Source organism: Streptomyces sp. NPDC005761 (genome assembly GCF_040630635.1).
Lineage (GTDB): Bacteria > Actinomycetota > Actinomycetes > Streptomycetales > Streptomycetaceae > Streptomyces.
In genome coordinates this window covers 87,542-110,822 of record NZ_JBEXXX010000026.1, presented here as the reverse complement: position 1 = coordinate 110,822, position 23,281 = coordinate 87,542, and the positions used below count along the sequence as shown (strand labels likewise).

22 protein-coding genes and 1 pseudogene are annotated in these 23,281 nt (G+C 70.5%); 14 read left to right on the top strand and 9 right to left on the bottom strand.

Annotated features, from left to right (window positions below):
• Positions 1-35 precede the first annotated feature (35 nt).
• Entirely contained in the window at positions 36-272 is a 237-nt protein-coding gene (locus tag ABZ434_RS23160) for a hypothetical protein (RefSeq protein ID WP_359139960.1), read from the bottom strand.
• 260 nt (positions 273-532) lie between these two features.
• Here ABZ434_RS23160 and ABZ434_RS23155 point away from each other — a divergent pair, with 260 nt between their 5' ends.
• The 3 genes from ABZ434_RS23155 to ABZ434_RS23145 all read left to right on the top strand — a co-directional run bounded on the left by ABZ434_RS23155 (position 533) and on the right by ABZ434_RS23145 (position 3,268).
• Positions 533-1,780, top strand: coding sequence for a cytochrome P450 (locus ABZ434_RS23155; protein WP_359139957.1), 1,248 nt, complete (start codon positions 533-535; stop codon positions 1,778-1,780).
• Between the two features lie 379 nt (positions 1,781-2,159).
• Positions 2,160-3,041: an SDR family oxidoreductase gene (locus ABZ434_RS23150; protein ID WP_359139954.1), complete on the top strand. Its 882-nt coding sequence runs from the start codon at positions 2,160-2,162 to the stop codon at positions 3,039-3,041.
• A 50-nt stretch (positions 3,042-3,091) separates the two neighbouring features.
• Entirely contained in the window at positions 3,092-3,268 is a 177-nt protein-coding gene (locus ABZ434_RS23145; protein WP_359139951.1) for a hypothetical protein, read from the top strand.
• Positions 3,269-3,398: 130 nt separating this feature from the next.
• Here the strand turns inward: ABZ434_RS23145 and ABZ434_RS23140 are convergent, their stop codons facing one another.
• The 3 genes from ABZ434_RS23140 to ABZ434_RS23130 all read right to left on the bottom strand — a co-directional run bounded on the left by ABZ434_RS23140 (position 3,399) and on the right by ABZ434_RS23130 (position 6,698).
• Positions 3,399-4,811 carry an MFS transporter gene (locus tag ABZ434_RS23140; protein WP_359139983.1) on the bottom strand — a complete coding sequence of 471 codons (1,413 nt, stop codon included), beginning with the start codon at positions 4,809-4,811 and terminating at the stop codon, positions 3,399-3,401.
• Between the two features lie 269 nt (positions 4,812-5,080).
• Positions 5,081-5,851 (bottom strand): uracil-DNA glycosylase, encoded by a 771-nt coding sequence (locus tag ABZ434_RS23135; RefSeq protein WP_359139949.1) that lies wholly within the window; start codon positions 5,849-5,851, stop codon positions 5,081-5,083.
• 442 nt (positions 5,852-6,293) lie between these two features.
• Complete coding sequence (locus ABZ434_RS23130; RefSeq protein WP_359139946.1) at positions 6,294-6,698, bottom strand: MerR family transcriptional regulator; 405 nt, start codon at positions 6,696-6,698, stop codon at positions 6,294-6,296.
• 408 nt (positions 6,699-7,106) lie between these two features.
• Between ABZ434_RS23130 and ABZ434_RS23125 the strand changes: the two genes are divergently transcribed.
• The gene (locus tag ABZ434_RS23125; protein WP_359139980.1) at positions 7,107-8,594 is read left to right on the top strand and encodes a SulP family inorganic anion transporter; all 1,488 of its coding nucleotides are present in this window, start codon (positions 7,107-7,109) and stop codon (positions 8,592-8,594) included.
• 43 nt (positions 8,595-8,637) lie between these two features.
• Here the strand turns inward: ABZ434_RS23125 and ABZ434_RS23120 are convergent, their stop codons facing one another.
• Positions 8,638-9,420: a VOC family protein gene (locus tag ABZ434_RS23120; protein ID WP_359139943.1), complete on the bottom strand. Its 783-nt coding sequence runs from the start codon at positions 9,418-9,420 to the stop codon at positions 8,638-8,640.
• A gap of 546 nt (positions 9,421-9,966) precedes the next feature.
• Between ABZ434_RS23120 and ABZ434_RS23115 the strand changes: the two genes are divergently transcribed.
• Both ABZ434_RS23115 and ABZ434_RS23110 read left to right on the top strand, forming a co-directional pair.
• Positions 9,967-10,467, top strand: a complete 501-nt coding sequence (locus tag ABZ434_RS23115; RefSeq protein ID WP_359139940.1) for a DUF5133 domain-containing protein — start codon at positions 9,967-9,969, stop codon at positions 10,465-10,467.
• 587 nt (positions 10,468-11,054) lie between these two features.
• A complete protein-coding gene (locus ABZ434_RS23110; protein WP_359139937.1) occupies positions 11,055-11,888 on the top strand; it encodes a class II glutamine amidotransferase in 834 nt (277 codons plus the stop codon).
• Positions 11,889-11,968: 80 nt separating this feature from the next.
• Here the strand turns inward: ABZ434_RS23110 and ABZ434_RS23105 are convergent, their stop codons facing one another.
• Positions 11,969-12,547, bottom strand: coding sequence for a type 1 glutamine amidotransferase domain-containing protein (locus tag ABZ434_RS23105; RefSeq protein ID WP_359139934.1), 579 nt, complete (start codon positions 12,545-12,547; stop codon positions 11,969-11,971).
• Positions 12,548-12,952: 405 nt separating this feature from the next.
• Here ABZ434_RS23105 and ABZ434_RS23100 point away from each other — a divergent pair, with 405 nt between their 5' ends.
• The 3 genes from ABZ434_RS23100 to ABZ434_RS23090 all read left to right on the top strand — a co-directional run bounded on the left by ABZ434_RS23100 (position 12,953) and on the right by ABZ434_RS23090 (position 15,528).
• On the top strand, positions 12,953-13,222 hold the full coding sequence (locus ABZ434_RS23100; RefSeq protein WP_359139931.1) for a hypothetical protein: 270 nt from the start codon (positions 12,953-12,955) through the stop codon (positions 13,220-13,222).
• 51 nt (positions 13,223-13,273) lie between these two features.
• Positions 13,274-14,254: an iron-containing redox enzyme family protein gene (locus ABZ434_RS23095; protein WP_359139929.1), complete on the top strand. Its 981-nt coding sequence runs from the start codon at positions 13,274-13,276 to the stop codon at positions 14,252-14,254.
• Positions 14,255-14,436: 182 nt separating this feature from the next.
• Entirely contained in the window at positions 14,437-15,528 is a 1,092-nt protein-coding gene (locus tag ABZ434_RS23090; RefSeq protein ID WP_359139926.1) for a glutamate--cysteine ligase, read from the top strand.
• A 57-nt stretch (positions 15,529-15,585) separates the two neighbouring features.
• On the opposite strand, the pseudogene ABZ434_RS23085 reads toward ABZ434_RS23090, so the two are convergent.
• Positions 15,586-16,215 (bottom strand): annotated as a pseudogene (locus ABZ434_RS23085) (ornithine decarboxylase); the annotation flags it as partial.
• 221 nt (positions 16,216-16,436) lie between these two features.
• On the opposite strand from ABZ434_RS23085, the gene ABZ434_RS23080 reads away from it, so the two are divergent.
• On the top strand, positions 16,437-16,973 hold the full coding sequence (locus ABZ434_RS23080; RefSeq protein WP_359139923.1) for an isochorismatase family cysteine hydrolase: 537 nt from the start codon (positions 16,437-16,439) through the stop codon (positions 16,971-16,973).
• Between the two features lie 173 nt (positions 16,974-17,146).
• Here the strand turns inward: ABZ434_RS23080 and ABZ434_RS23075 are convergent, their stop codons facing one another.
• Positions 17,147-17,473, bottom strand: coding sequence for a plasmid stabilization protein (locus tag ABZ434_RS23075; protein WP_359139919.1), 327 nt, complete (start codon positions 17,471-17,473; stop codon positions 17,147-17,149).
• A 343-nt stretch (positions 17,474-17,816) separates the two neighbouring features.
• Between ABZ434_RS23075 and ABZ434_RS23070 the strand changes: the two genes are divergently transcribed.
• A complete protein-coding gene (locus ABZ434_RS23070) occupies positions 17,817-18,428 on the top strand; it encodes an endonuclease (RefSeq protein ID WP_359139916.1) in 612 nt (203 codons plus the stop codon).
• 141 nt (positions 18,429-18,569) lie between these two features.
• Here ABZ434_RS23070 and ABZ434_RS23065 read toward each other — a convergent pair whose 3' ends face one another.
• Positions 18,570-19,517, bottom strand: coding sequence for a methionyl-tRNA formyltransferase (locus ABZ434_RS23065; protein ID WP_359139913.1), 948 nt, complete (start codon positions 19,515-19,517; stop codon positions 18,570-18,572).
• Positions 19,518-19,766: 249 nt separating this feature from the next.
• Here ABZ434_RS23065 and ABZ434_RS23060 point away from each other — a divergent pair, with 249 nt between their 5' ends.
• The 3 genes from ABZ434_RS23060 to ABZ434_RS23050 all read left to right on the top strand — a co-directional run bounded on the left by ABZ434_RS23060 (position 19,767) and on the right by ABZ434_RS23050 (position 23,281).
• Positions 19,767-21,101: a lysine N(6)-hydroxylase/L-ornithine N(5)-oxygenase family protein gene (locus ABZ434_RS23060; RefSeq protein WP_359139910.1), complete on the top strand. Its 1,335-nt coding sequence runs from the start codon at positions 19,767-19,769 to the stop codon at positions 21,099-21,101.
• Positions 21,102-21,164: 63 nt separating this feature from the next.
• Complete coding sequence (locus ABZ434_RS23055; protein WP_359139907.1) at positions 21,165-22,223, top strand: iron ABC transporter permease; 1,059 nt, start codon at positions 21,165-21,167, stop codon at positions 22,221-22,223.
• Positions 22,220-23,281: an iron chelate uptake ABC transporter family permease subunit gene (locus ABZ434_RS23050; RefSeq protein WP_359139904.1), complete on the top strand. Its 1,062-nt coding sequence runs from the start codon at positions 22,220-22,222 to the stop codon at positions 23,279-23,281. Before ABZ434_RS23055 ends, ABZ434_RS23050 begins: the two co-directional genes overlap by 4 nt.

The window sequence follows — 23,281 nt, the reverse complement described above, 5'->3', positions numbered from 1 at the left end:
GGCCACGACCAGGCCGGATGCCACCACCGAGGCGGTCAGCCGGGCCATGCCCCGGTTCCTTCGGGGTTCGGCCGTCGTCGTGGATGACGAGGCGGCTCCTGGTGGACGCCGCACCACGGGGTGTCCTCGCCCTCCTCGGAGTGCGCGATCACCTCGGGCTCCTCGGCGACCTCCTGGTGCACACCGCACCAGCCGATGGGCGACTCGGTGTGCGCGACCACCTCGGGGGAGTCCTCGGCGGGGGTCTCGGTGGGCTCGACGTTCTCGGCCATGATGGTCCTCCATACGACGGGGGCGATCGGGACGAAGAGCGGCGCCATTGCGCCGACCGCCAGGAAGCTAGGAGTGGCGGGTTCGGCACCGGTTCGGCGCCGGTTGTCCCACGGTGAATCGCCCTGGTCGGTCCGTCGGCCCGTCGGCGGCCTGGGGCGGAGGCATACCGGAACCGCACCGGGCGCGAACCGGCGGGCAACCGGCCGTTCCTACGGTGGCCGCCGCCGCACGCCCCGCGACCGCGAGAGGACGCCTCCCCATGGACACCGAACACACCGTCACGGCCGGTGGGCCCGCGCCGGCAGGGCGGCAGCAACTGCCGCAGCCGCTCGGGGCCGGCTTCCTGGCCCGGCCGGCCCCGGTGCTGGAGAGCATCCGTGAGACCTGCCCCGTGGCCCGGGTCAGGACGCCGGCCGGCCGGCCGGCGTGGCTGGTGACCCGGGCCGACGACGTGCGGGCCGGTCTCCTGGACCCCCGTCTCTCCTTGAGCGGCGGACGCGTTCCCGACCCTGGCGTGCGCCGACGCGCACTCGACGTGACGCTGGTCAACTACGACCCGCCGGACCACACGCGGATCCGTCGCCTCGCGACGCCGGCCCTGACCCCGGCGCGCATGGCGGCCCACCGCGAGCAGATCGAGCGAGCGGCCGCTGAACTCCTCGACGCCGCCGACGCCGCACGTGGCGAAGGGCCGGTGGAGCTGATGGACGCGTTCGCGCGCCCCTTCGCCTTCCGTTCGCTGTGCGAGGTCTTCGAGGTGGCGGAGGAGGAGCGGGCCGCCCTGTACGAGCCGGTGGCGTGCCTCGCGGACAAGACGGGACACCGGGCTGCCGCGGTCGAGGAGAGCATCGCCCGCATCGACGTCTTCGTGCGCCGCAGGATGGCCCAGTGCGGTACTGCCCCGGGAAGCGACGTCGTCTCCCGCGTCGTCGCCGCATGGCGCGAGCAGGGTGGTGCGACCGAGGACGAAGTGGCCTCCCTCCTGGCGATGCTGCTGCTTGCGGGCTTCGACAGCACCGTGCAGGCGATCGGCATGAGCGTGGTGGCGCTGCTGGGCCATCCGGAGGTGCAGCGGTCCCTGCGGGACGAGCCGTCGCGGATTCCGCGCGCGGTGGACGAGTTGCTGCGCTGGGACACCCCCGGCCCCTTCACCACCAAGAGGCTGGCGATGGAGGACGTCCGGTTCGGGGACACGGTCATTCCGGCGGGCAGCGGTGTCCTGCTGTCCGTGGCGGCGGCCAACCACGACCCGCGCTGCCACGCCGACCCGGGGACCCTGGACCCGGGCCGGAGCACCGCGAGCCGCCATCTGACCTTCGGGCTCGGCCCGCACTACTGCCCCGGATCGGCGCTGGCCCGGCTGGAGCTCACGGTGGCCCTGACCGCACTTCTCGGCCGCTGGCACCGGCTGGCACCGGCCGTGCCGCTGGACGAACTGACCTGGGGCGGCGGCTACCTGCACCGCCGCCTGGCCGCACTCCCCGTCCTGCCGGGCGGCCCCGCCTGACGAGCCCGGGCGTGACGGGCGGGGCGCGACGCTTCGGGGATCGTGCACGGCCGTCGCCTGGCAGCCCGCACGGGTCATTGGCGCCGAAGGGGAGACCGCCACCGCAGGTGGCCCGGGATCGTTCACGATCGGCAAGGAGGCCTCGGTTCGCTCGGCAGGCCGGCCGCGTCCGACAGGACGAACGGCGATGGTTCGCGTTCTGAGGCCGATGAACACCGAGGGGCGCTTCCAGGTGTGGTGCGGCGCCTCACGGGATACCCGGTGTCGCAAGGACCCATGTTCCAGCAGGTCATCCGCGGCAAGGGGTCTCCGGCGTTCGCGACTCCGAGCATCGCGGAGCAAGCTGGGAAGACAGCGAGCCGCGGAGGGAAGGGCACCCATGAGTGACAGTCCGCAGGACCCCACGACGAAGCACCCGCAGCCAAACTTTCCTCAGCAGGAACAGGAGCCGCCGGGACGAACGGGTCGCATGGACCCGCAACCCGACCACGGCGAGGAGTCGTACCGGGGGAGCGGGCTGCTGCGGGACCGGGTCGCGCTCGTGACGGGCGGCGACTCCGGAATCGGCCGGGCCGTCGCACTGGCTTTCGCCCGCGAGGGGGCGGACATCCTGTTCACCTGTCTGCCCGCGGAGGCGGAGGACGCCGGGGAGACGAGCCGCCTGGTCGAGGAAGCGGGCCGACGCGGGCTGGTCGTTCCGTGCGACATCCGGGACGAGGAGCAGTGCCGTCGCCTCGTCGAGCGTGCCGTGACGGAGTTCGGCCGGATCGATGTTCTGGTCAACAACGCGGCGTACCAGATGTCCCAGCCCCAAGGCATCGAGGACATCTCCACGGAGCAGTTCGACCGCGTCGTCCGCACGAACCTCTACGGCATGTTCTGGCTGTGCAAGATGGCGGTGCCGCACATTCCGCCCGGCGGATCCATCATCAACACGACGTCGGTGCAGGCATACAAGCCGAGCCCCCACCTGCTCGACTACGCGATGACCAAGGGCGCCATCGTGACCTTCACCCAGGGGCTCGCGCAGATGCTGGTCGACAAGGGCATCCGCGTCAACGCCGTTGCCCCGGGACCGGTGTGGACACCGCTGATCCCGGCCACCATGCCGGACACCGAGGAGTTCGGGAAGCAGGCACCGATGGGCAGGGCGGCCCAGCCGGCAGAGATGGCCCCCGCCTACGTGTTCCTGGCCTCGGAGCACGCGAGCTTCATTACCGCGGAGATCATGAACGCCACCGGGGGTACGCCGCTGCCGTGACCCGGCGGGGGGACCGGGAGGGGAAGCACCGGTGTGAAGGAGGTGGTGGCGTGAACCCCATGTCGAGCTCAGGGGCGGACGCCGACATCGAGGTGAAGCGGGCCGAGAAGGAGCTGTTTCCGCAGCACGGAATCACTAAGGCGGTCTCGCCGCTCTCGCGTCACGCCCGAGGCCTGACCGCGGCGGCCCGGCGTCTGCGGGAAGAGATGCGGGGCAGCTCACCCTGAAAGAGCGAGCTTTCCCGGAAGCAGCAGCCGCACAGGGCGCGGCTGCTGCTTCCGTTCAGCCCTCCGTGCGGCTGATGGTGGCCGCGCTGTCACCCGCGGCCACCGGATACCCCCGTCCGGGAGAGCGGCTTCATTCCCCCGTCTGGGAGAGCGGCCTCGCGATGTCCTCCAGGGAGCGCTGCTCGGCGTTGACCGCGAGGAAAGCCGCGACGATGCCTGCCGCGCACATCAGTCCGGCGCCGATGGAGAAGGCAAGGGCCGTGTCGCCGGGGACGCCCGACTCGGTGAGGTCGGCGAAGATGAGCGGGCCGCTGATCCCGCCGACCGCCGTACCGACTGCGTAGAAGAACGCGATGGCCATGGCCCTGGTCTCCATCGGGAAGACCTCGGAGACGGTCAGGTAGGCGCTGCTCGCTCCGGCCGAGGCGAAGAACAGCACCACGCACCAGCACGCGGTCAGGGTGGTGGCGGTGAGGGAACCCCGGTCGAAGAGCCAGGCCGTGATGAAGAGCAGGATGCCCGGCACGATGTATGTGCCGGCGATCATGATGCGCCGCCCGACCGTGTCGAACAGCTTGCCGAGCACGAGTGGTCCGAAGAAGTTGCCGGCCGCGATGACCGCGAAGTAGTAACCGGTCTGACCGCTCTGGACGTCGTAGAACGTGGTGAGGATCGTGCCGAAGCCGAAGGTGATGGCGTTGTAGAGGAAGGCCTGGCCGATGAAGAGGGACAGCCCCAGCACCGCACGCTTGGGGTAGCTACGGAAGACCGTCTTCGCGATGAGCCCGAAACCGATGCTCTTGCGCTGGTGGATCGTGATCTCACCGGCCGGGGGCGGCAGCTTCTCCTGCCGCTGCTCCTCGATCTCCCGCTCGACCGAACCGACGAGCTTGTCGGCTTCCTCGCCTTGGCCGTGGATGAACTGCCACCTCGGACTCTCCGGTACGTGCCGGCGTACGAGCAGGATCACCAGACCCAGGACGACGCCCAGGGCGAAGGTGAGGCGCCAGCCCAGGTCCTTCGGGAAGTAGTCCGTGTTCAGCATGACGATCGACAGCAGCGCCCCGCCGACCGCGCCCAGCCAGTAGCTTCCGTTGATGATGAGATCGACCCGGCCCCGGTACTTCGAGGGGATGAGTTCGTCGATCGCCGAGTTGATGGCCGCGTACTCCCCACCGATACCGAAACCGGTGAGGAAGCGGAAGAGGAAGAACCACCACGCGCTGAAGGACAGGGCGGTCATCGCGGTCGCGGCGAGGTAGACCGCGAGCGTCACCATGAACAGCTTCTTACGGCCGTACCGGTCGGTGAGCCGGCCGAAGAACAGCGCTCCCGCGCATGCTCCCGCCACATAGAGGGCCGCCGCCATTCCGGTGACCTGGGCGGATGTGATGGCCAGTCCCGAGCCCTCCTCCGACAGCCGGCTCGCGATGTTGCCGACCGTCGTCACTTCCAGCCCGTCGAGGATCCACACCGTGCCGAGGCCGATGACGATCATCCAGTGCCAGCGTGACCAGGGCAGCCGGTCCAGCCGCGCCGGCACGGCCGTGGTGACCGTACCGAGTCCGGAATCCCCGGGCGCTGCCGTTCTCTTTCCGTCTCCGGGGTTCTCCGATGCGGCGGTTGTCACAGCGGTCGTCTCCTCTCCCGGGTTGCGGGCGCGCACTGCGTGACCGCGTCAGTCCAATATCGGCCAGGTGCCCGCTTGCCGCCGCCGCACACCCGGTAGCGCTCGGCCACACGGGGGTGCGCGCGGCGGCCGGTCACCACGCGGAGGCCGTCACCCGGCCGCGGAGGAGGCGTGGTGCCCGGTCAGCCGGCCCCCGGCCGTGCGACGGGAAGTCCCGCCGTGCGTGCGGCCTCGGCGAGCACCTCGCGCAGCATGGCCGGGGTGAGGCGGCCGGTCGACACGTTGCGCCGGCTCACGTGGTAGCAGCCGAAAACGGACAAGGCGGCGGTGGCCCCGTCCGTGGGCTCCAGCGTCGTCCTGGCGCCGTGGCCGAACGCCGGACGCGGGCGTGGCACGTTCCAGCCCGCCTGCCGCAGGGCCGGCAGCGTAGCCTGCCAGCCGAAGCCGCCCAGCACGACGACGGAGCGTGCCGTCGGCCGGAGCAGCTCCCACTCCCGGGCCGACCAGGGACGGCAGGTGTCGCGCTCGCCGGTCGTGGGGAGATTGGCGGGCGGTGCGCAGTGCACCGGCGCGGTGACCCGGACCCCGTGCAGCTCCAGTCCGTCGTCCCGGTGCGTCGCCGTCGGCCGGGAGGCCAGATTGAGTTCGTGGAGCGTGGCGAACAGCAGGTCACCGGACGGATCACCGGTGAACATCCGGCCGGTCCGGTTCGCTCCGTGCGCGGCGGGTGCCAGTCCCGTGATCACGAGCGCGGCGTCCGACGGCCCGAACCCGGGCACGGGACGCCCCCAGTACTCCCAGTCACGGAAAGCAGCACGTTTGGCGACGGCGGTCTCCTCCCGCCAGGCGACGAGGCGCGGGCAGGCGCGGCAGTCCACCAACCGGGTGTCCAGGTCCGTCAACGTACGGGCTTCGGCGGCGGCCGACACCGGGTAGTTGCTGGTGCTGAACATGATCAACCCCGCTTCGAAGAAATGGGCGGCTCGGGTGCGACGGTCACAGCCTCCCGGAGAACGGCACCGCACCGGACATCGGACACATGGGAAGCCTCTGCCCGAAGGCCGCGCTCAGCATGCTGACCACTGCCTCGGGGCCTGCACCGGAACCCGCCGCGACGCAGCCAGTCACCTGGCCTCGTCACCCGACGCGCTCCTCCAGCAGCTGCTCGGGAACGAATCGCGCCATGTGCCGCGCCACCGAGGTTCACCAGATCGCGTTGACGACCCTTGCAGCCCAGACCATCTGGAAGGGTGCGCGGCTCACCCCCGACCCCCTGACCGGCCCGCTCGATGCTGACGGCATCACGGTGCCTGCCCGGTTCTCCGGCACCAGGTACGCCGCACACGCTCCCCACGGCAGCCCGTGGCCGCGATCCGCGAGCGCCGGTTGCGCAGGTCAGCTCGACGCGTCCTGCGGCAGGCGCGCACGCAGGGTGCCGGCGAAGTCCTCGGCCCGGGAGAGCTGGATGCGGAGCCGGGTGACCTGTTCCGCGGCGGCCCGTTCGTACACGCGCACCCGGTCCAGCAGGCCGTCGCGTTCGCCGGCGTCCAGTTCGTCGGCGGCGTCGAGGCGGTCCGTCGCGTCGAGCAGGTCACGCATCTGGTCGAGGGTGAAACCGAGCGGCTTCATGCGGCGGATGACCATGAGCCGTTGGACGTCGCTCTCGGTGTAGAGCCGGAAGCCTCCCTGCGAGCGGGCGGAAGGGACGACGAGACCCGTCTCCTCGTAATGGCGGATGGTGCGCAGGGACAGTTCGGTCCGTGCGGCCACCTCGCCGATCTGCATGTGCCTGTCGTCCACGCCCGTGGCCCTGGCCCTTCTCCTCGTAGCGGCCGCGTTCGTGTGCGGACCCGCCGACCTCTACTCTAACGTTAGGGTAGAGTTGCTGGCGGCGAGGCCGTACGGCTGCCCCGTTCCCACCCTTGCCGGGGCCGATGGCGCCCCCGGCGACGATCCGATGCTTGCAGGAGTGCGCGTGCGCGAGCCCATGGTGCTGAGCGCCACCACCTGCCCGCCGTGACGTTCGCCCCGGACGTGCGTTGCCCGGCCATGTGCCCGCGCATCGTCCCTCCCCCCTCGGACTCCGGCCCGTCGGGGCCGTTCGTGGGGTGCCGGCCCGGCCCCTTCGCGTCATTCCCGCATGTCCCGGCCCGTCGGCGGGGTCTGCCCGAGCACGACAGGTGACCCACCTCCTTGTCTTCATCCCTCATGACGCCTGCCGCTGTTCTGCGCGGCCTGAAGCCCGACTGGCTGTCCGACCCGAAAGTCTGGCGGACCGAGATCCTGGCCGGGCTGGTCGTCGGGCTCGCCCTGATCCCCGAGGCCATCTCGTTCTCGATCATCGCGGGTGTCGACCCGGCGATCGGCCTGTTCGCCTCGTTCACCATGGCGGTGGTCATTTCGGTCGTGGGAGGCCGCCGCGCCATGATCTCGGCCGCCACCGGCGCCGTCGCTCTCGTGATCGCGCCGCTGAACCGTGAGCACGGCCTGGGCTACCTGATCGCCGCCGTGATCCTGGCCGGAGTCTTCCAGGTCGCGCTCGGCGCCCTGGGGGTGGCGAAACTCATGCGCTTCGTCCCGCGTTCCGTGATGGTCGGCTTCGTCAACGCCCTGGCGATCCTGATCTTCATGGCGCAGGTGCCGGAGATGCATGACGTGCCCTGGGCCGTGTACCCGCTGATCATCGGCGGCCTGGCCCTGATGGTGTTCTTCCCGACGGTCACCAAGGTGATCCCGGCTCCGCTGGTCTCGATCGTCGTCCTCACCGTCATCACGGTCGCGGCGGGGATCGCCGTGCCGACCGTGGGGGACAAGGGGGACCTGCCGTCCTCGCTGCCGGTGCCGGGCCTGCCGGACGTGCCCTTCACCCTCGACACCCTGACGACGATCGCCCCCTACGCGTTCGCGATGTCGCTGGTCGGGCTCATGGAGTCGCTGATGACCGCGAAGCTGGTCGACGACATCACCGACACCCACTCCTCCAAGACCCGCGAGTCCATCGGGCAGGGCATCGCCAACATCGTCACCGGCTTCTTCGGCGGCATGGGGGGCTGCGCGATGATCGGCCAGACGATGATCAACGTGAAGGTCTCCGGCGCCCGCACCCGGCTGTCCACCTTCCTCGCGGGTTCCTTCCTGATGGTGCTGTGCATCGTCTTCGGCCCGGTGGTGTCCGACATTCCCATGGCCGCGCTGGTCGCCGTCATGGTCATGGTGTCGTTCGCGACCTTCGACTGGCACTCCATCGCGCCGAAGACGCTCAAGCGGATGCCCGTGGGGGAGATCGCCGTCATGGCCATCACCGTGGCCGTGGTGGTCGCCACCCACAACCTCGCCATCGGCGTCGTCGTCGGAACCGTCACCGCGATGGTCGTCTTCGCGAGACGTGTCGCCCACGTCGCCGACGTCACCCGGATCACCGACCCCGACGGCACCGCGGTGGTGTACTCCGTGAGCGGCGAACTCTTCTTCGCCTCCTCCAACGATCTCGTCGGCCGGTTCGACTACGCGGGTGACCCCCACCGAGTCGTCGTCGACCTCTCGGCGGCCCACATCTGGGACGCCTCCTCGGTGGCCGCCCTGGACGCCATCGAGACGAAGTACGCCCAACGAGGCAAGACCGTCGAGATCATCGGTCTGAACGACCCCAGCGCCGACCTCCACGGGAAGCTCTCCGGGGAACTCACCAGTCACTGAGACCTCGGGGCGGCCCGCGGCTCCTCCCCTCAGCGGGCCGGTGTCAGGCCGCGCCGGGGCCCGAGACGGTGAACAGCGCGCCGCCGGGATCACGGATGATGTAGGCGTCCTCGGAGCAGCCGAGCGGGGGAGGGGCCGGCGAGGATTCGCCGCCCGCCGCATCGGCCGCCGCCGCGGTCGCCCGGCTGTCCGCCACGCGGAAGTCCACCACCCACCTCGGCCGCATCCTCGGGTCCGGGGCGGATTCCTCGCCGCCGCCCCGCAAGGTGGCGACGGTGTGTCCGGACACCTGGATCACGACGTGCTCCTGCGCGTAGTCCACCGTGCAGCCGCCGCCCGGCTTCGCCCAGTCGAAGATCCCGGCGTAGAAGATGGCTGCCTCAAAGGCGTGACGCGTCATGAGGTCCAGACGTGCGGGCGCGCTGCCCCGCCCCACCGTCCATGCCAGGGCCGGCCCCTCCCAGAAGCCGAAGACGGCGCCGTCGCGGTCGGCCGCGAGGGCGGCACGCCCTTCGCCCAGCCGCGCCGGTCCGACGGCGAGTGTGGCCCCGCGCTCCCGGACGCGGTCCGCAGTCTCGTCGGCGTCGGCCACGGCGAAGTACGGCGTCCAACGGGCGGCGAGGCCGCGGCCGTGGCAGTCGCCCATCCCCGCGACGGGCTCGCCGTCGTCCAGGGCGAGCGCGAAGTCGCGTCCGAGAGAACTGGCGCGGAACTCCCACCCCATCACCCGCTCGTAGAAGGACCGGGCCATGTGTGGGTCGGGTGTCACCAGGCTCACCCAGCAGGGTGCACCTGTCACCGGCATCGTCGTTCCGAGGGCCGGCATCGAAGACTCCTTGCATGGTGAGGGAAGCTGACATCCGGGTCCCGACTGCGACCCGTTGCCCGCGCACCGGGCCGGTGGGTCCCGCTCGTGACGCCCGCACGCGGAGCGTGCGGAGCGAGCCGACCAGCCGGAGCGCCGCACCCGGGGAGCGCCGAGCGCCGCACCGGATCCGGCTCTCACCTTCCCGGCCCGATGAGCAGGAGCGGCGCACCCTCGCCCGACGGCCCGGCATCGCACCGTCGGCGCGCTGGGCCGACCGTTCGCTCTCCGCTCCAACTGTGGGCACGGCCGGGACTCCACCGCACCCGGACAGCGCCCCGTGGACCGCACATTCCCCGTGCCGGGGCCCGTAGCAGCGCCGTACCGCGTCACTGCTCGGGGACGGTCACCCGAGCGGCTTCGTCCACAGGCGCACTTCTGCTCCGGGTGTCATGTTTCGGAAACGAGCACACGGGGGCGGGCGAAGACCGGCATGTCCCCCCTTTCGGTCATCGCGGAGCTCCTCCATCGCTTCGTCGAGAAATGGCCCTGATGATGTCTGCCCGCATGCCCCGCACCCCCGAGCCCGGCGGAAGGACCGCCGCGCCCGAAACGCAGCTCCCCATCGACGAGCCCAAGGCCGCATGGGCGGTCGGCACGGTGATGGCGGCAACTCCGTGCTCGGCCCGGGATGCCAGGCGGGTGCTGGGCGCTGCGGCGAAGGCGGCGGGCGTCACGTCGGCCGAGGTGGCCGCCGTCATGGCCGCCGACGCACGCGGCGTCGCGATGCCCGCGCGGGTGGAGCGGGCACTGCACCGCGCTGTGGCGGCGGCTCGTGCCGTGTCGCCCCGGGCGGCGTGCATCGGACTGATGCCGAGCCGCGCTCGGACCGCTGAGGTCCTGGCGGAGTTCCGTGGCTGCCAGTCCCGGCTGATCGAGGCTCCGTCCGACATGCGGGCGCGGCAGGCACTGGACGACGCCGCCTACACGCTGTGCGTGCTGCTGGGCAGAACCGGTGTGCACGATGCGGTGCTCGCGGCGGAACAACACCTGATGGCGCAGTCCTAGGTCCTGTCGTCAAACTGCCGCGTCGTCCCCCAGGGCCCCGGGGTGGCGCAGCACGGCCTGGTCCGGAGAGCCCCGTTGACGCAGATGCACGGAGACAATGACCATGGAGGCGACGGCGAGGAAAGCGGACGGGAGAACCGCAGGTATTCCGACCGCCGGTTCCGTCACATCCACCGCGAAGTCGGAAGGCATCAGACAGGCGCCGCAGGAGACCGGGTGGAGGCCGTCCACGCCGCATTGCTCGTTGAATTCGATATGGCCGACGACCGCTGGCCTGTCGACGCCGACAGAGCGCCGCATCCTCGCACGTAGTCGTGAAGAGTACGGAATTCTGCCCGCGCGGCATTCCCGCGCCGTGGGGACACGCCGGACGGCGCGGGCGGACGGCTGCTGCCGAGTCGGATCCGATTCCCGGCCGCTCCGCTCGTACAGGGGGCACCCTCGGGCCGCCGGAAGGTTGGGCGACCGCTTCTCCGAGTCGGTAGCGTGGACAGAGCGACGACACCCGGGCCTCACCGGGGTCGAAGAGACGACCCCGGGACGGCGGGAGCGTTTCTGCATGCCCGGATCGGGAAGGGGCACCGCTCATGTGCAGATGGCTGGCCTACTCCGGCACGAGTGTCGTACTGAGCGATCTCCTCTACAAACCGGAGCACTCACTCATCGACCAGAGCCTGCACTCGCGTCTCGGCGTCGAGACGACCAACGGCGACGGATTCGGTGTGGGATGGTACGGATCCGAAAGGGCCACACCGGCGATCATCCGGGACACCGGACCCGCGTGGAACAACCGGAATCTGCGGGAACTCGCCGACCACGTACGGTCGCCTCTGTTCTTCGCACATGTCCGGGCGTCCACGGGGACGGCGATCCAGCAGACCAATTGCCACCCCTTCCGCCGCGGCCGCTGGATGTGGATGCACAACGGAGCCGTCGCCGATTTCCACCGCCTGAGGCGCACCCTTTCCCTGGCCGTGGACCCTGCCTTGTTCTCGGCCCTGGAGGGATCCACCGACTCGGAGGTGATGTTCTATCTGGCGATCACCTTCGGTCTCGACCAGGACGTGCCGGGTGCCGTGGCACGCATGGCCGGGTTGATCGAACGCCTGGGCCACGAGCAGGGGGTGGAGCATCCACTCCAGATGACGGTGGCGGTGTCCGACGGTGAACGGCTGTGGGCCTTCCGCTATTCGAGCCTGCGGGCGTCCAGGTCACTGTTTTGCAGCACGGGTGCGGACACCGTGCGGGCACTGCAGCCGGACCTGGATGTCCTGACGGAGGTGTCCGAGGGCACCCGCATGGTGGTGTCGGAGCCTCTGGGCGGGCTGCCCGGCGAGTGGAACGAGGTGCCCGAGAGCAGTTACGGGGTCATCCGGCCGGGCGTGGACGAGTTCCTGCCCTTCGTGCCCGAACCCGTGTGACGCGCCCGGATCGCCGTTCCGGAACTCCTGCGCGCCCGGACCGGTGCGATCGCGGGACACGCCGGGAGTGGCCGCGTGGATCAGGAGCCGGACAGGCCCGGGACGGCGAGCGCCGCGTCGATCTCCCGGATGAACGGTTCCAGGTCGCCCGGGTTGCGTGAGGTGATGAGCGTCCAGCCGCCCGAATCGTCCGTGACGACCGGCTGATCGGTCCAGTCGCCACCCGCGTTGCGGATGTCGGTCTGCAGCGAGGCATAGGAGGTGAGCCGCTTGCCCGGGACGGCACCTGCCTCCACCAGCACCCAGGGCCCGTGGCAGATGGCGGCGATGGGGCGCCCCGCTCCGGTGAACGCGCGCACGATCCTGCCCGCTGAGCTCTGCATGCGCAGCGTGTCGGCGTTCAACGTCCCGCCCGGCACCAGCAGAAGGTCGTAGGCGGCCGGATCGACGTCGTCCAGCGTGAGATCGGGGTGCAGCGTCCTGCCGGGCTCCTTGTCGCCGACGAGGGTCTCGACGGCGTCCGTCGACACCGCCGCGACATCGACCTGGGCGCCCCATCCACGCAGGTGGTCGACGGGGACGACGAGCTCGTCCTGCTCCACGCCGTAGTTGGTGACGATGGCCAGTACCTTCCGCTTGCTCACATCATGGTCGCTCATCGGTTTCGTCCGTCCTGTCTGTACTGAATACGTCCGATCCCCGCTTCTCCGGGACCGCAGCCTCTGGGTTCCCCGTGCGGCGGCGGTCATTCGCACGGCCCGCCCGGTCGGTCTCCGGCAGCCTGTGGCCGCGAGGGCACGCCCGCAACCGCGCGTCACCCGGACGGCGTAAGGCCGGAGTGGGGGAACGGGGCCGCGCACCGGCCCGGTGGAGGCGCGGATCCCCAGGCCCGTCCGGCCGCCCCCGCCACAGCGGCATCGGCGTTGTGCGCCCATGGTGGTAGGAGCCGGGGCGCAGTCGTCGGCGGCGTCGGCGCGTGCACCCGGTGACTGATGTCCGGAACCCGGGGTATCCGGGAGCGGTCGGGCGGAGCAGGCCGTCCAGGTGCCGGATGGAGGGCAGAGGTGGACACGCGGACGGACAGGATCGCGGAGCCCTGGGGCGGCTGTGCCGACGACCGCGGGGTGACCCTGCTCCGCGAACTCCAGGGCCTGCACCTCCGCGCGGCGGCCACTTCGCTCTGCTGGGAGATGCCGGCTCGAGCGGCACAGGCGTCAAGGGACCAGCGCCTGCTGAGCCTCGTTTCCACGTGCCATCCGGAACCACTGCGGCAGATGAAAGGGAGCAACACGATGCTCAATGACCCGCCGCCCCAACTGCTGACACAGCAGTAGTCCGCTGCCCGCAGTCCGGTACCGCTCACGCAGGCGTTCGAGGAGAGAATCATGGCTGGTCGGACAGAGGAACCCCGGCTTCCGCAGGGGCGTGGTGATCTTTCGGAGGCGGTCATCGCCTACCTCCGCGGGAGTGGCCCACTGCCCTCACCGGCCATGGCGGACGACGCGCCTCCCTACGGTGACGACCTGCAGCTGGCGCTGTACGTGAGCTACGAACTCCACTACCGCGGTTTTGCGGGCGTGGACCCGGCGCGCGAATGGGATCCGGCCCTTCTGGAGGTACGGGCCTCGCTGGAGAGGCGTTTCGAGACGGCTCTGCGCAGTGACGCCCCGCCGGAGGAGGACCTGACCGAAACGCTCGACGCGTTGCTCGTCGAGCCCGTCCGGGGCACGGGCGTCTCGCACTTTCTCCAGGAGAGCGGCACGCTGGAGCAGCTCCGCGCCTATGCCGTGCAGCGCTCCCTCTACCACTTGAAGGAAGCTGACCCGCACGCCTGGGTGCTTCCCCGTCTCAGCGGGCGTGCCAAGGCGGGCATGGCCGCGGTCGAGTACGACGAGTTCGGCGCCGGCCGGGCCGAACGGGTGCATGCGCGGCTGTTCGCGGACCTCATGGCGGACCTGGGGCTGGAGACGTCGTACGGCCACTACGTGGACGAGGGCCATGCCGAGATGCTCGCCCTGGTTAACATGATGTCCCTCTTCGGACTGCACCGCCGGCTGCGTGGCGCGCTGGTCGGACACTTCGCCGCGGTGGAGATCACTTCGTCGCCCGCGTCGCGGCGGCTGGCCCTCGCGATGAAGCGGGCGGAGGCGGGACCGGCCGCGGAGCACTTCTACACCGAGCACGTCGAAGCCGACGCGGTCCATGAACAGATCGTCCGCCATGACGTCATCCGCGGGCTGCTGGACGAGGAGCCGCACCTGGCGGCGGACGTCGTGCTCGGCATCGGCGCGACGGGCTTCCTGGAGGACCGGCTGGGCGCACGTCTGCTCGCCGAGTGGCACCGTGCCTCACCTGTCGGCGCCTGAGGCGCTGCACGGCCTGCCGGGCAGGTGGCGCAAGGGACCGGGAGGTGCCCCTGACTGGGTTGTGCGGGAAGCTTGGAACCGAAACGGAGACGCGAAGGGCCTCGGACGCAACGGCATGCGCACGTGCGGTACGAGGACCGCACGGCAGGTCGCGCCCGACGGATTGCGGCTGGGAGGACGCGATGGTGCGGACGGTGGGGGTCGAGGAGGAACTGCTCCTCGTCGATACGGAGAGCGGCGAGCCCCGGGCGCTGTCGACGGCGGTGCTTGCCCGTGCCGAGAGCCGCGCGGAGGGCGATTCGGCCTTCGAGTCCGAACTCCACCTCCAGCAATTGGAGTTCGCTACTCAGCCGTGCGGTGACATGAGCGAACTCGCCGAGGAGATCCTGCGTCGGCGGGCCGAGGCCGCGGCGAGTGCCGCACAGGTGGGGGCGGACGTGGCCGCCCTCGCGACCGCGCCGCTGCCTGTCAGCCCCTCGATCGGTCAAGGGGAGCGGTACCGCTGGCTGGCCGAGAGGTTCGGCCTGACCACTCAGGAACAGCTGACCTGCGGCTGCCACGTACACGTTTCCGTGGACTCGGACGAGGAAGGTGTCGGAGTGCTGGACCGTATACGTCCGTGGCTTCCGGTTCTGCTCGCGCTGAGTGCCAACTCACCCTTCTGGCAGGGACAGGACACTGCCTACGACAGCTACCGGAGCAGGGTCTGGGGGCGCTGGCCCTCGGCCGGTCCGGTCGAGACCTTCGGCTCCTCGCGTCGCTACCACGAGCAGGTTCAGGCACTCGTCGACACGGGCGTCCTGCGCGACAAGGGAATGATCTACTTCGACGCAAGGCTCTCGTACCGCTATCCGACCGTCGAGGTCAGAGTCGCGGACGTGTGTCTGGATCCGGCGGACGCCGTGCTGCTCGCCTCGCTGGTGCGGGGTCTGGTCGAGACGGCGGCGCGCAGCTGGCGTGCCGGGGAACCGCCCGACCCCGTCGGGGTGGGTCTCCTGCGCATGGCCGCCTGGCAGGCCGGCCGCTCCGGCCTGGAGGGCCCCCTGCTTCACCCCGCGACCATGCGTCCCGAGCCCGCGTCCGAGGTGATGGGCGCGCTGCTTGCGCATGTTCGCGACGCGTTGGAGGACAGTGGCGACTTCGCCGCGGCCGAGGACGCCGTCACGCGCGTGTTGGAGCGGGGGACCGGGGCGCGGACCCAGCGGGGCGTGCTCGAACGGACGGGCAGCCTGCGGGCCGTGGTGGCCGAGTGCGTGTCCAGAACGCGTGGCTGACATCGCGATAGCTCGGCTGCGCGGACGATCAGCGCGGGCCGGCCCGGTCCCGGTTGCTCACGCACTGTCCCCGTCGGCGCAGACACGTACGGTGTTCAGCTCCGGGTCCGCCGGGTCGGGGAGGTTCATGCCCGCGGCGAGGCCGGTGCGCAGATAGCGCACCACAGGCTCGGTCAACTGCTCGCCGGGCAGTACCACGGGGATGCCGGGCGGGTAGGGCGTGATCATTTCGGCGGCGATCCGTCCGACCGCCTGCTCCACCGGTACGTCCTCGGTGGCCGAGAAGTAGGCGTCGCGTGGCAGACGTACCTGCTCCATCCGGAGTCCGGCAGGTGTGGGCACCGCCGTCTCGGGCCCTCGCGGCAGTTCGGACGCCCGGCGGCCGAGGTCACGCAGCGCCGTCAGGAGGCGCGTCGTCGTGTCGCCGTCGTCGGCATGGGTGAGCTGGGTACTGATACGGCGGTGATCCATCAGGTGCGCGTCGATGTGGTGGTGTTCGCGCAGCCAGTCGGCGGCGCGGTATCCGGAGATCCCGAGTCCGTCGATGTCGATGACGACCGGCAGCGGGTCGAACTCGGACCCGGCACCCGGCCCACAGAAGTCGGCGGCGTCATTGACGTGCATGCCGTCGATCGACGCGATCGCCTGCCGCACCGAAGCGGCGAGATCGAGCGTGCGGGACATCAGGATCCGGGTCGCCTTCCCGTGAAGGGGCCCGGCCAATCACACGTGCCAGGGCACATGGCCGTACGAGGTGGCGGCGTACTCGACGTCCTGCCCGGGCCCATGGAAGCCTTGCCGGGCGCGGGCCCGGTCACATGCGGCGGCGCCGATGCGGTCATCGGCACAGGCGGCATACGGGCGTCCCGCGCAGGCCGCCGGGGGCGGTCGCTGTCACCATGGGAACCATGGCACGCAAGGCGCTGATCGTCGTCGACATGATCAACCCCTATGACCACGAGGACGCCGAGCGGCTCGTGGCCTCGGTAGAGCGGGCGGTTCCTGCCATCGCGGCACTGCTGCGGGCGGCCCGGGCGACGGGGGCGCCGGTGATCTATGCGAACGACAACTTCGGGGACTGGCGCTCCCACCACGGGGAGATCGTCGAAGCGGCGATGGCGGGTGCCCGTCCGGACCTCGTCGAACCGCTGAGGCCCGACGAGAAGTCGCTCTTCGTGGTCAAGGCCCGGCACTCGATCTTCTACGAGACGCCTCTCCCCTACCTGCTACGGCAGTTGGGAGCCGACCACCTCGTCCTGTGCGGCCAGGTGACGGAGCAGTGCATTCTCTACTCGGCTCTCGACGCGCACATCCGCCATATGCGCCTGACGATCCCGCAGGACGCGGTGGCCCACATCCACCCGGACCTCGCTCAGGCCGCGCTCCGGATGATGGAACGCAACATGGGCGCCCACCTGCGTGCAGCCGAGGACGTCGCGTTCTGACCCGGTTCACTGCGGGGCCGTGAAACGTGCCTCGGTTGCTCGAGCCGGTGCGTTTCACCCACCGGACAGTGCGCGCGGAAGGCACTCCTGCCCGTCCTGCGCGCCGCCGGCTGAAGGACCGCGAGGCGAGGTGTTCGGCCCAGGCGGCCCCTACGCCGACGGCGGCCGGTGGTTCAGCTGCTCACCGCTTTACGGAGCTGCTCCTTGTTCATCGAGGAGCGGCCCTCGATGTTCTTCTTCTTGGCCTCTTCGTACAACTGATCCCTGGTGCGGCCCTGGGCGCCCTTGTGCGAGCGCTCCCCGCCGCGCTGGGAAGCGGACTTCGGGTCCTGGGTGGAAGTCCTGCTCGACGTCTTCGCCTCACCCGAGCGGGCGCGTTCCTTGTTGACGGTGCGGGCGGCGATCTCCTTCGCCCGCTTCGTCGACTCCCCGCGGTCCTCGGCGCTCTCCTTCACATGCTCGTACTGACGCTCTCGCTTACGGCTGGATCCTGCCGGCATGTCGCTCTCCTCCTTGTACTGGTAGGGCTCTGCCCAGCGGCACACGGTCCGCGACGGCACCGGTGGTGGGACACCGCCGTACAACCGGGTTACCACCGGGCCGCTTCCGAAACATGGCACCGCCGCCCTGCGAACGCCCATCGGGCCGTGCGCTCGGGTGACCCGGGCACTCGGCCCGCACAGTCGGGCAGCGGGCTCGCACCGGGGGTGATCGCATCCGGGCGAGTAGACTGAGGGCCGGTCGGCGATGCGACACACGGCCCCTGCACGGTGACGAACCGCGACACGCGGTGGGCGGAGCCGACCCGGCCCGCCGCCGTGCGCAGTCCACGGGAGGTGCCCCATGTCCCGGTCGGCGCAAGCCGAGCGTCTGCTGGAGGAGCACGGGCGCACGTATGCCGAGGAAGCCGGAATCCGGCTCCGGAACACCCCCTCGCCGCTGTACCGATTGCTGACCCTGTGCGTCCTGCTGTCGGTACGCATCAAGGCCGACATCGCGGTGGCCGCGGCCCGGGAGCTGTCGGCAGCGGGAATGCGCACGCCGCGGGCGATGGCGCAGGCCTCCTGGCAGGACCGGGTCGACGCGTTGGGGCGCGCACACTATCGCCGTTACGACGAGAGCACGGCCACCGCGCTCGGAGACGGCGCGGAATTCCTGCTCGACCGGTACCGGGGGGACCTGCGGCGACTGCGCGAGGAAGCGGGCGGGGACCCGGAGCGCGTGCGCGGGCTGCTGCGGGAGTTCCCCCGGATCGGGCCCGTGGGCGCGGACATCTTCAGCCGGGAGGCCCAGGGTGTGTGGCCGGAGCTGCGCCCGGCGTTCGACACCCGGGCCCGTGAAGCCGCCGCCGGGCTGGACCTGCCGAAGACACCCGAAGGACTGGCGCGCCTGGTCACCGGCGACGACCTGCCGAGACTGGCGGCCGCCCTGGTCCGGGTCGCACTGGCCAAGTGAGCGAACCCGGCCGATCACCGCGGCGCACCGCTCGAGGCCGACGGCCCGGCGGAGGTCCACAGGTGGGGCGCGAGGGGGCTCCGCCGGCCGCTGGGAGAAGGGGGGCCGCCCCGTGAGCCCGGGGCCGCGGGACCCCGTGCCTCATGGGCGGCTGGTCAGGTACCCGCCCATGGACGTGAAGTACTCCGTCGCCGGCATCTCCCGGCCGTCCTCGGTGCGCACGCGTGTCACGGCCAGGCCGTGGTTGCGGCCGGTGCGGGCGTCCGCGCCGGCGACGATCACCACGCCCTCTCCCTCGCGGTAGAAGATGCGGCCGGGCGTTCCTCCGTAGCGGCCCTGGGAGACCACGGCGGCGAGGACCTCCAGGCGCTTGCCCCGGTGGAAGGCGAAGGCGCTGGGGTAGGGCTCCGACTGGGCGCGCACCAGGCGTTCGAGGTCCTGGGCCGGCCAGGTCCAGTCGATGCGGATGTCCTCGGCGGAGCGCTTGTGGAAGAAGCTGGCCTGCGAGCGGTCCTGCTCGGTGAACTCCGTCTGCCCGTCCGCGATGAGGGCGAGTGCGCCGGTGGTGACCGGGGCGATGAGGTCGACGGTCTTGTGGAAGAGATCGGTGGCGGTGTCCGCCGGTCCGACCGGGACCGCTTCCTGCCGGACGATGTCGCCGGCGTCGAGCTCGTCGTTCATCATGTGTGCGGTGACGCCCACTTCGCGCTCACCGTTGATCAGCGCCCAGATCAGCGGCGAGAAGCCGGCGTACTTCGGCAACAACGAGTCGTGGATGTTCAGTGTGCCGCGGCGGGGGAGGGCGAAGATGCGCGGGGGGATCCAGGTCCGCCAGTTGTTGGCCACGATGATGTCCGGGTCGGCCTCCTTGAGGCGCTCGAACAGCTCCTCGTCATCGGGGCGGTTGCGGATCAGGACCGGAACTCCGTGCTCCTCGGCGAGGTCCGCGACGGAGTCGCTCCAGATCTTCTCGTAGGCGTGTTCGCTCTTGGGGTGGGTCACGACCAGCACCACGTCGTGCTCGGAGTCCAGGAGGGCTTGCAGGGTGCGGTGCCCCCAGGTCTGGTAACCGAACATGACGACCCGCATAGGGGTTCCTCCTCAGCGTAGGGATGGAGCGACAGCCAGTAAAGCAAGGCTAACCTAATCACGCAACGGGCTGGGGCGGCGCTGCAGTTGACCGGTCCCATGCCTTGGGGTGGCTGATTCCGGTCTATCGACAGCGTCGCAGGATTAGCTTAGGCTCACCTAAGTTTCATCGGGTCACTCCATCGGCGTGCCCGTCTCCCGCACGTTCCCCACGCCTGACAGGCGGCTTCCCCGCACGATGGGAGTGACATGTCACAGGTTCGCCCTGGCGACGCACCACCGGTCCACGACCTCATTGGCATCGGCTTCGGCCCCTCCAATGTGGCCATGGCGATCGCGATCAACGAGCACAACGCACGCGGCGGGACCCAGGAGGCGTTCAGCGCCCACTTCTTCGAGCAGCAGCCGCGATTCGGCTGGCACCGCGGCATGCTCATCGACGACGCGACCATGCAGGTCTCCTTCCTCAAGGACCTGGTGACGCTCCGGAACCCGTCCAGCGAGTTCAGCTTCCTCTGCTACCTGCAGAGCAAGGGACGGCTGATCGACTTCATCAACCACAAGAACCTCTTCCCGCTGAGGGTGGAGTTCCACGACTACTTCGAGTGGGCCGCCGCGCAGGTCGACGACATGGTCTCCTACGACCACGAGGTCGTCGGCATCACGCCCGCGGTCCGCGACGGCGAGGTGGAGTACCTGGACGTGACGGTCCGGTCGGGGGAGGGGCTGACCGTTCACCGCGCCCGCAACCTCGTCATAGGAACCGGGCTGCGTCCCCTCGTGCCGGAGGGGGTGGAGCGAGGTGACCGTGTCTGGCACAACTCCGAACTGCTGTCGAAGGTCGACACGTTGGAGGGCACCTCGCCCTCGCGGTTCGTGGTCGTGGGTGCCGGGCAGAGCGCCGCGGAGAACGTCGCCTATCTGCACCGCCGCTTCCCCGGCGCCGAGGTCTGCGCGGTCTTCTCCCGGTACGGCTACAGCCCCGCAGACGACAGCAGCTTCGCCAACAAGATCTTCGACCCCGGGGCGGTGGACGAGTACTTCGCCGCGCCCGAGGGCATCAAGCGCAGACTGATGGACTACCACGGCAACACCAACTACTCCGTGGTGGACATCGACCTGATCGACGACCTGTACCGCCAGATGTACCAGGAGAAGGTGCTCGGAGCCGAGCGTCTGCGCTTCCTCAACGTGTCGAGGCTCGAGGAGGTCAAGGAGACGCCGGACCGCGTCCGCGCCACCGTGAGGTCCCTCGTCACGGGCGAGGAAACGCTTCTGGACGCCGACGTGGTGGTGCTCGCCACCGGCTACAGCCCCGCCGACCCGCTCGGTCTCCTGGGCGATGTCGGGGAGCGTTGCCTGCGGGACGAGCAGGGCCGGGTCCGCGTCGAGCGCGACTACCGCATCGCGACCGACTCCGGCCTGCGCTGCGGCATCTATCTCCAGGGTGGTACCGAGCACACGCACGGAATCACCTCGGCGCTCCTGTCCAACACCGCGATCCGGGTCGGAGAGATCCTGGACTCGCTGCTTGCCCGGGGCGCCGAAGCCGTCGTCGGTGAAGCGGCCGCCACGCCCCGCTAGAGGGCCGTCACGGTCCGGACCGCCGCGTCGTTCGAGTGGATCAAAGGGATAACGTACGCCGATATGAGCACGACTGCAGTTGAGCGTCCCGCGCCCCGGGGCACAACGACGGCCCGCCGTAAGCGGGTTGTGGGTCTCGGCGCGCTCCTGGTGATCCTCGTGATCGCGGGATTGGTGTCGATGGCCGTGGGGCCGCGGGCGCTGAGTCCCGCCGAGGTGTGGCACGGGCTGTTCGCCGCGCCGGAATCCGACCAGCGGCTCACCGAGATCCGGCTCATCGTGCGGACCGTGCGGGTGCCACGGACGGTGCTCGCCATCGTGGCGGGCGTCGCCCTGGGGGTCGGCGGCTCGCTGATCCAGGGGTACACCCGCAACCCGATCGCGGACACGGGTCTGCTGGGTGTGAATGCGGGTGCCTCGTTCGCGGTCGTTTCGGTGATTGCCGTCCTCGGGTTCACCGACCCGTTCCAGTACGTCTGGTTCGCCTTCGTCGGGGCGGCGGTCGCCGGTGTCGTCGTGTTCGGGCTGGCGAGCATCGGCAGGGGCGCGGGCAATCCGCTGACGCTCGCTCTGGCCGGCCAGGGGATCACCGTGTTCCTCGCGGCCATGACCACCGCGGTCGCGCTCTCGGACCAGAAGTCGCTGAACGCGCTCCGATTCTGGAATGCGGGCTCCGTGGCGGGCGTCGGCTTCGACGTCATCTGGCCGGTGACCGGGTTCGTCGCGGTCGGGCTGGTGCCGGCGCTCATGATGCTGCCCTCCCTCAATCTGCTGAACCTCGGTGACGACGTGGCCAGGGGGCTGGGCGTGAACATCGCGCTGAGCCGGACGGTCGGCATCATCGCCATCACCTTGCTGGCGGGCGCGGCTACGGCGGCGTGCGGCCCCATCGCGTTTCTCGGCCTCATGGTCGCCCACGTGGCCCGCTACCTGACCGGACCGGACTACCGCTGGCTGGTGCCGTACGCGGGACTTCTTGGCGCGGTGGTCCTCCTGGTCTGCGACATCGTCGGCCGACTGGTGGTGCGGCCGGGCGAGTTGGACGCGGGTGTCGTCGTCTCCCTCCTGGGCGCCCCGTTCTTCGCGGCGCTGGTGTGGCGCGGAAAGTTCAGGAGCGCATGAACGTGACGGAGACGAAGCCTTCGTTGGCCCCGGGCGTGCGGTTCGGCCAGGTCTCGTTCGTATGGCGACCCTGGCTGGTGCTGGTCACGCTGGTACTGGCGGCAGCTGCCTTCCTGGTGTTCTGTCTCTCCCTCGGTACCGGGGACTTCCCCATCGGCCTCTCCCGGGTGATCGCCACGGTCCTCGGCCGGGGCGAGCAGGTCGACGAGTTCGTGATCATGGATCTGCGGATGCCTCGCGCGCTGGCCGGCCTGGTCGTGGGGATCGCGCTCGGGGTGTCCGGGGCGATCACCCAGTCCGTCGCGCGCAATCCGCTGGCCAGCCCGGACGTGCTCGGGATCACCGGGGGCGCGAGCATGGTCGCGGTCTTCCTGGTGACGGTGTCGGGCGGGGCCGCGGCGGCGGTCGGCAGCTCCGTCGGCCTCCCCGCGGCGGCGCTCGCCGGCGGTCTCGGGGCGGGGCTGCTGGTGTACTTCCTGGCGTGGCGGCGGGGGATCGACGGCTTCCGGCTCATCCTCATCGGCATTTCGGTGAGCGCCATGACGGAGGCGGTCACCACATGGCTGCTGGTCTCCGCGGACATCAGGGACGTGGCCCGGGCCCAGGCGTGGCTGGTCGGCTCGCTGGACAACCGGTCGTGGGACGAGGTCCGGGTGGCGTCGTGGTGCTCGCTCGCCCTGCTCGCCGTCGTGGCCTGCGTCGCGTTCCAGTTCAAGCCGATGCACCTCGGTGACGAGGTCGCCGCCGGCCTCGGCGTCCGGTACACGAGGGTGCGGGCCGTCCTGCTGCTGTGTGCGGTTCTGCTGGCCGCGGTCGCGGTGAGCGCGGCCGGCCCGGTCCCCTTCGTCGCGCTGGTGGCGCCGCAGGTGGCGATGCGTCTGGCGAGGTGTCCGACACCGCCGATGGTGGCCTCCGGGCTGACCGGCGCGCTGCTGCTGACCGGATCCGACCTGGTGGCGCGCTCGGCGCTGCCCATCGGCCTTCCGGTGGGGGTGGTCACCGCCGCGATCGGCGGGCCCTTCCTGGTGTACCTGCTGGTGCGGGCGAACCTCAGATGA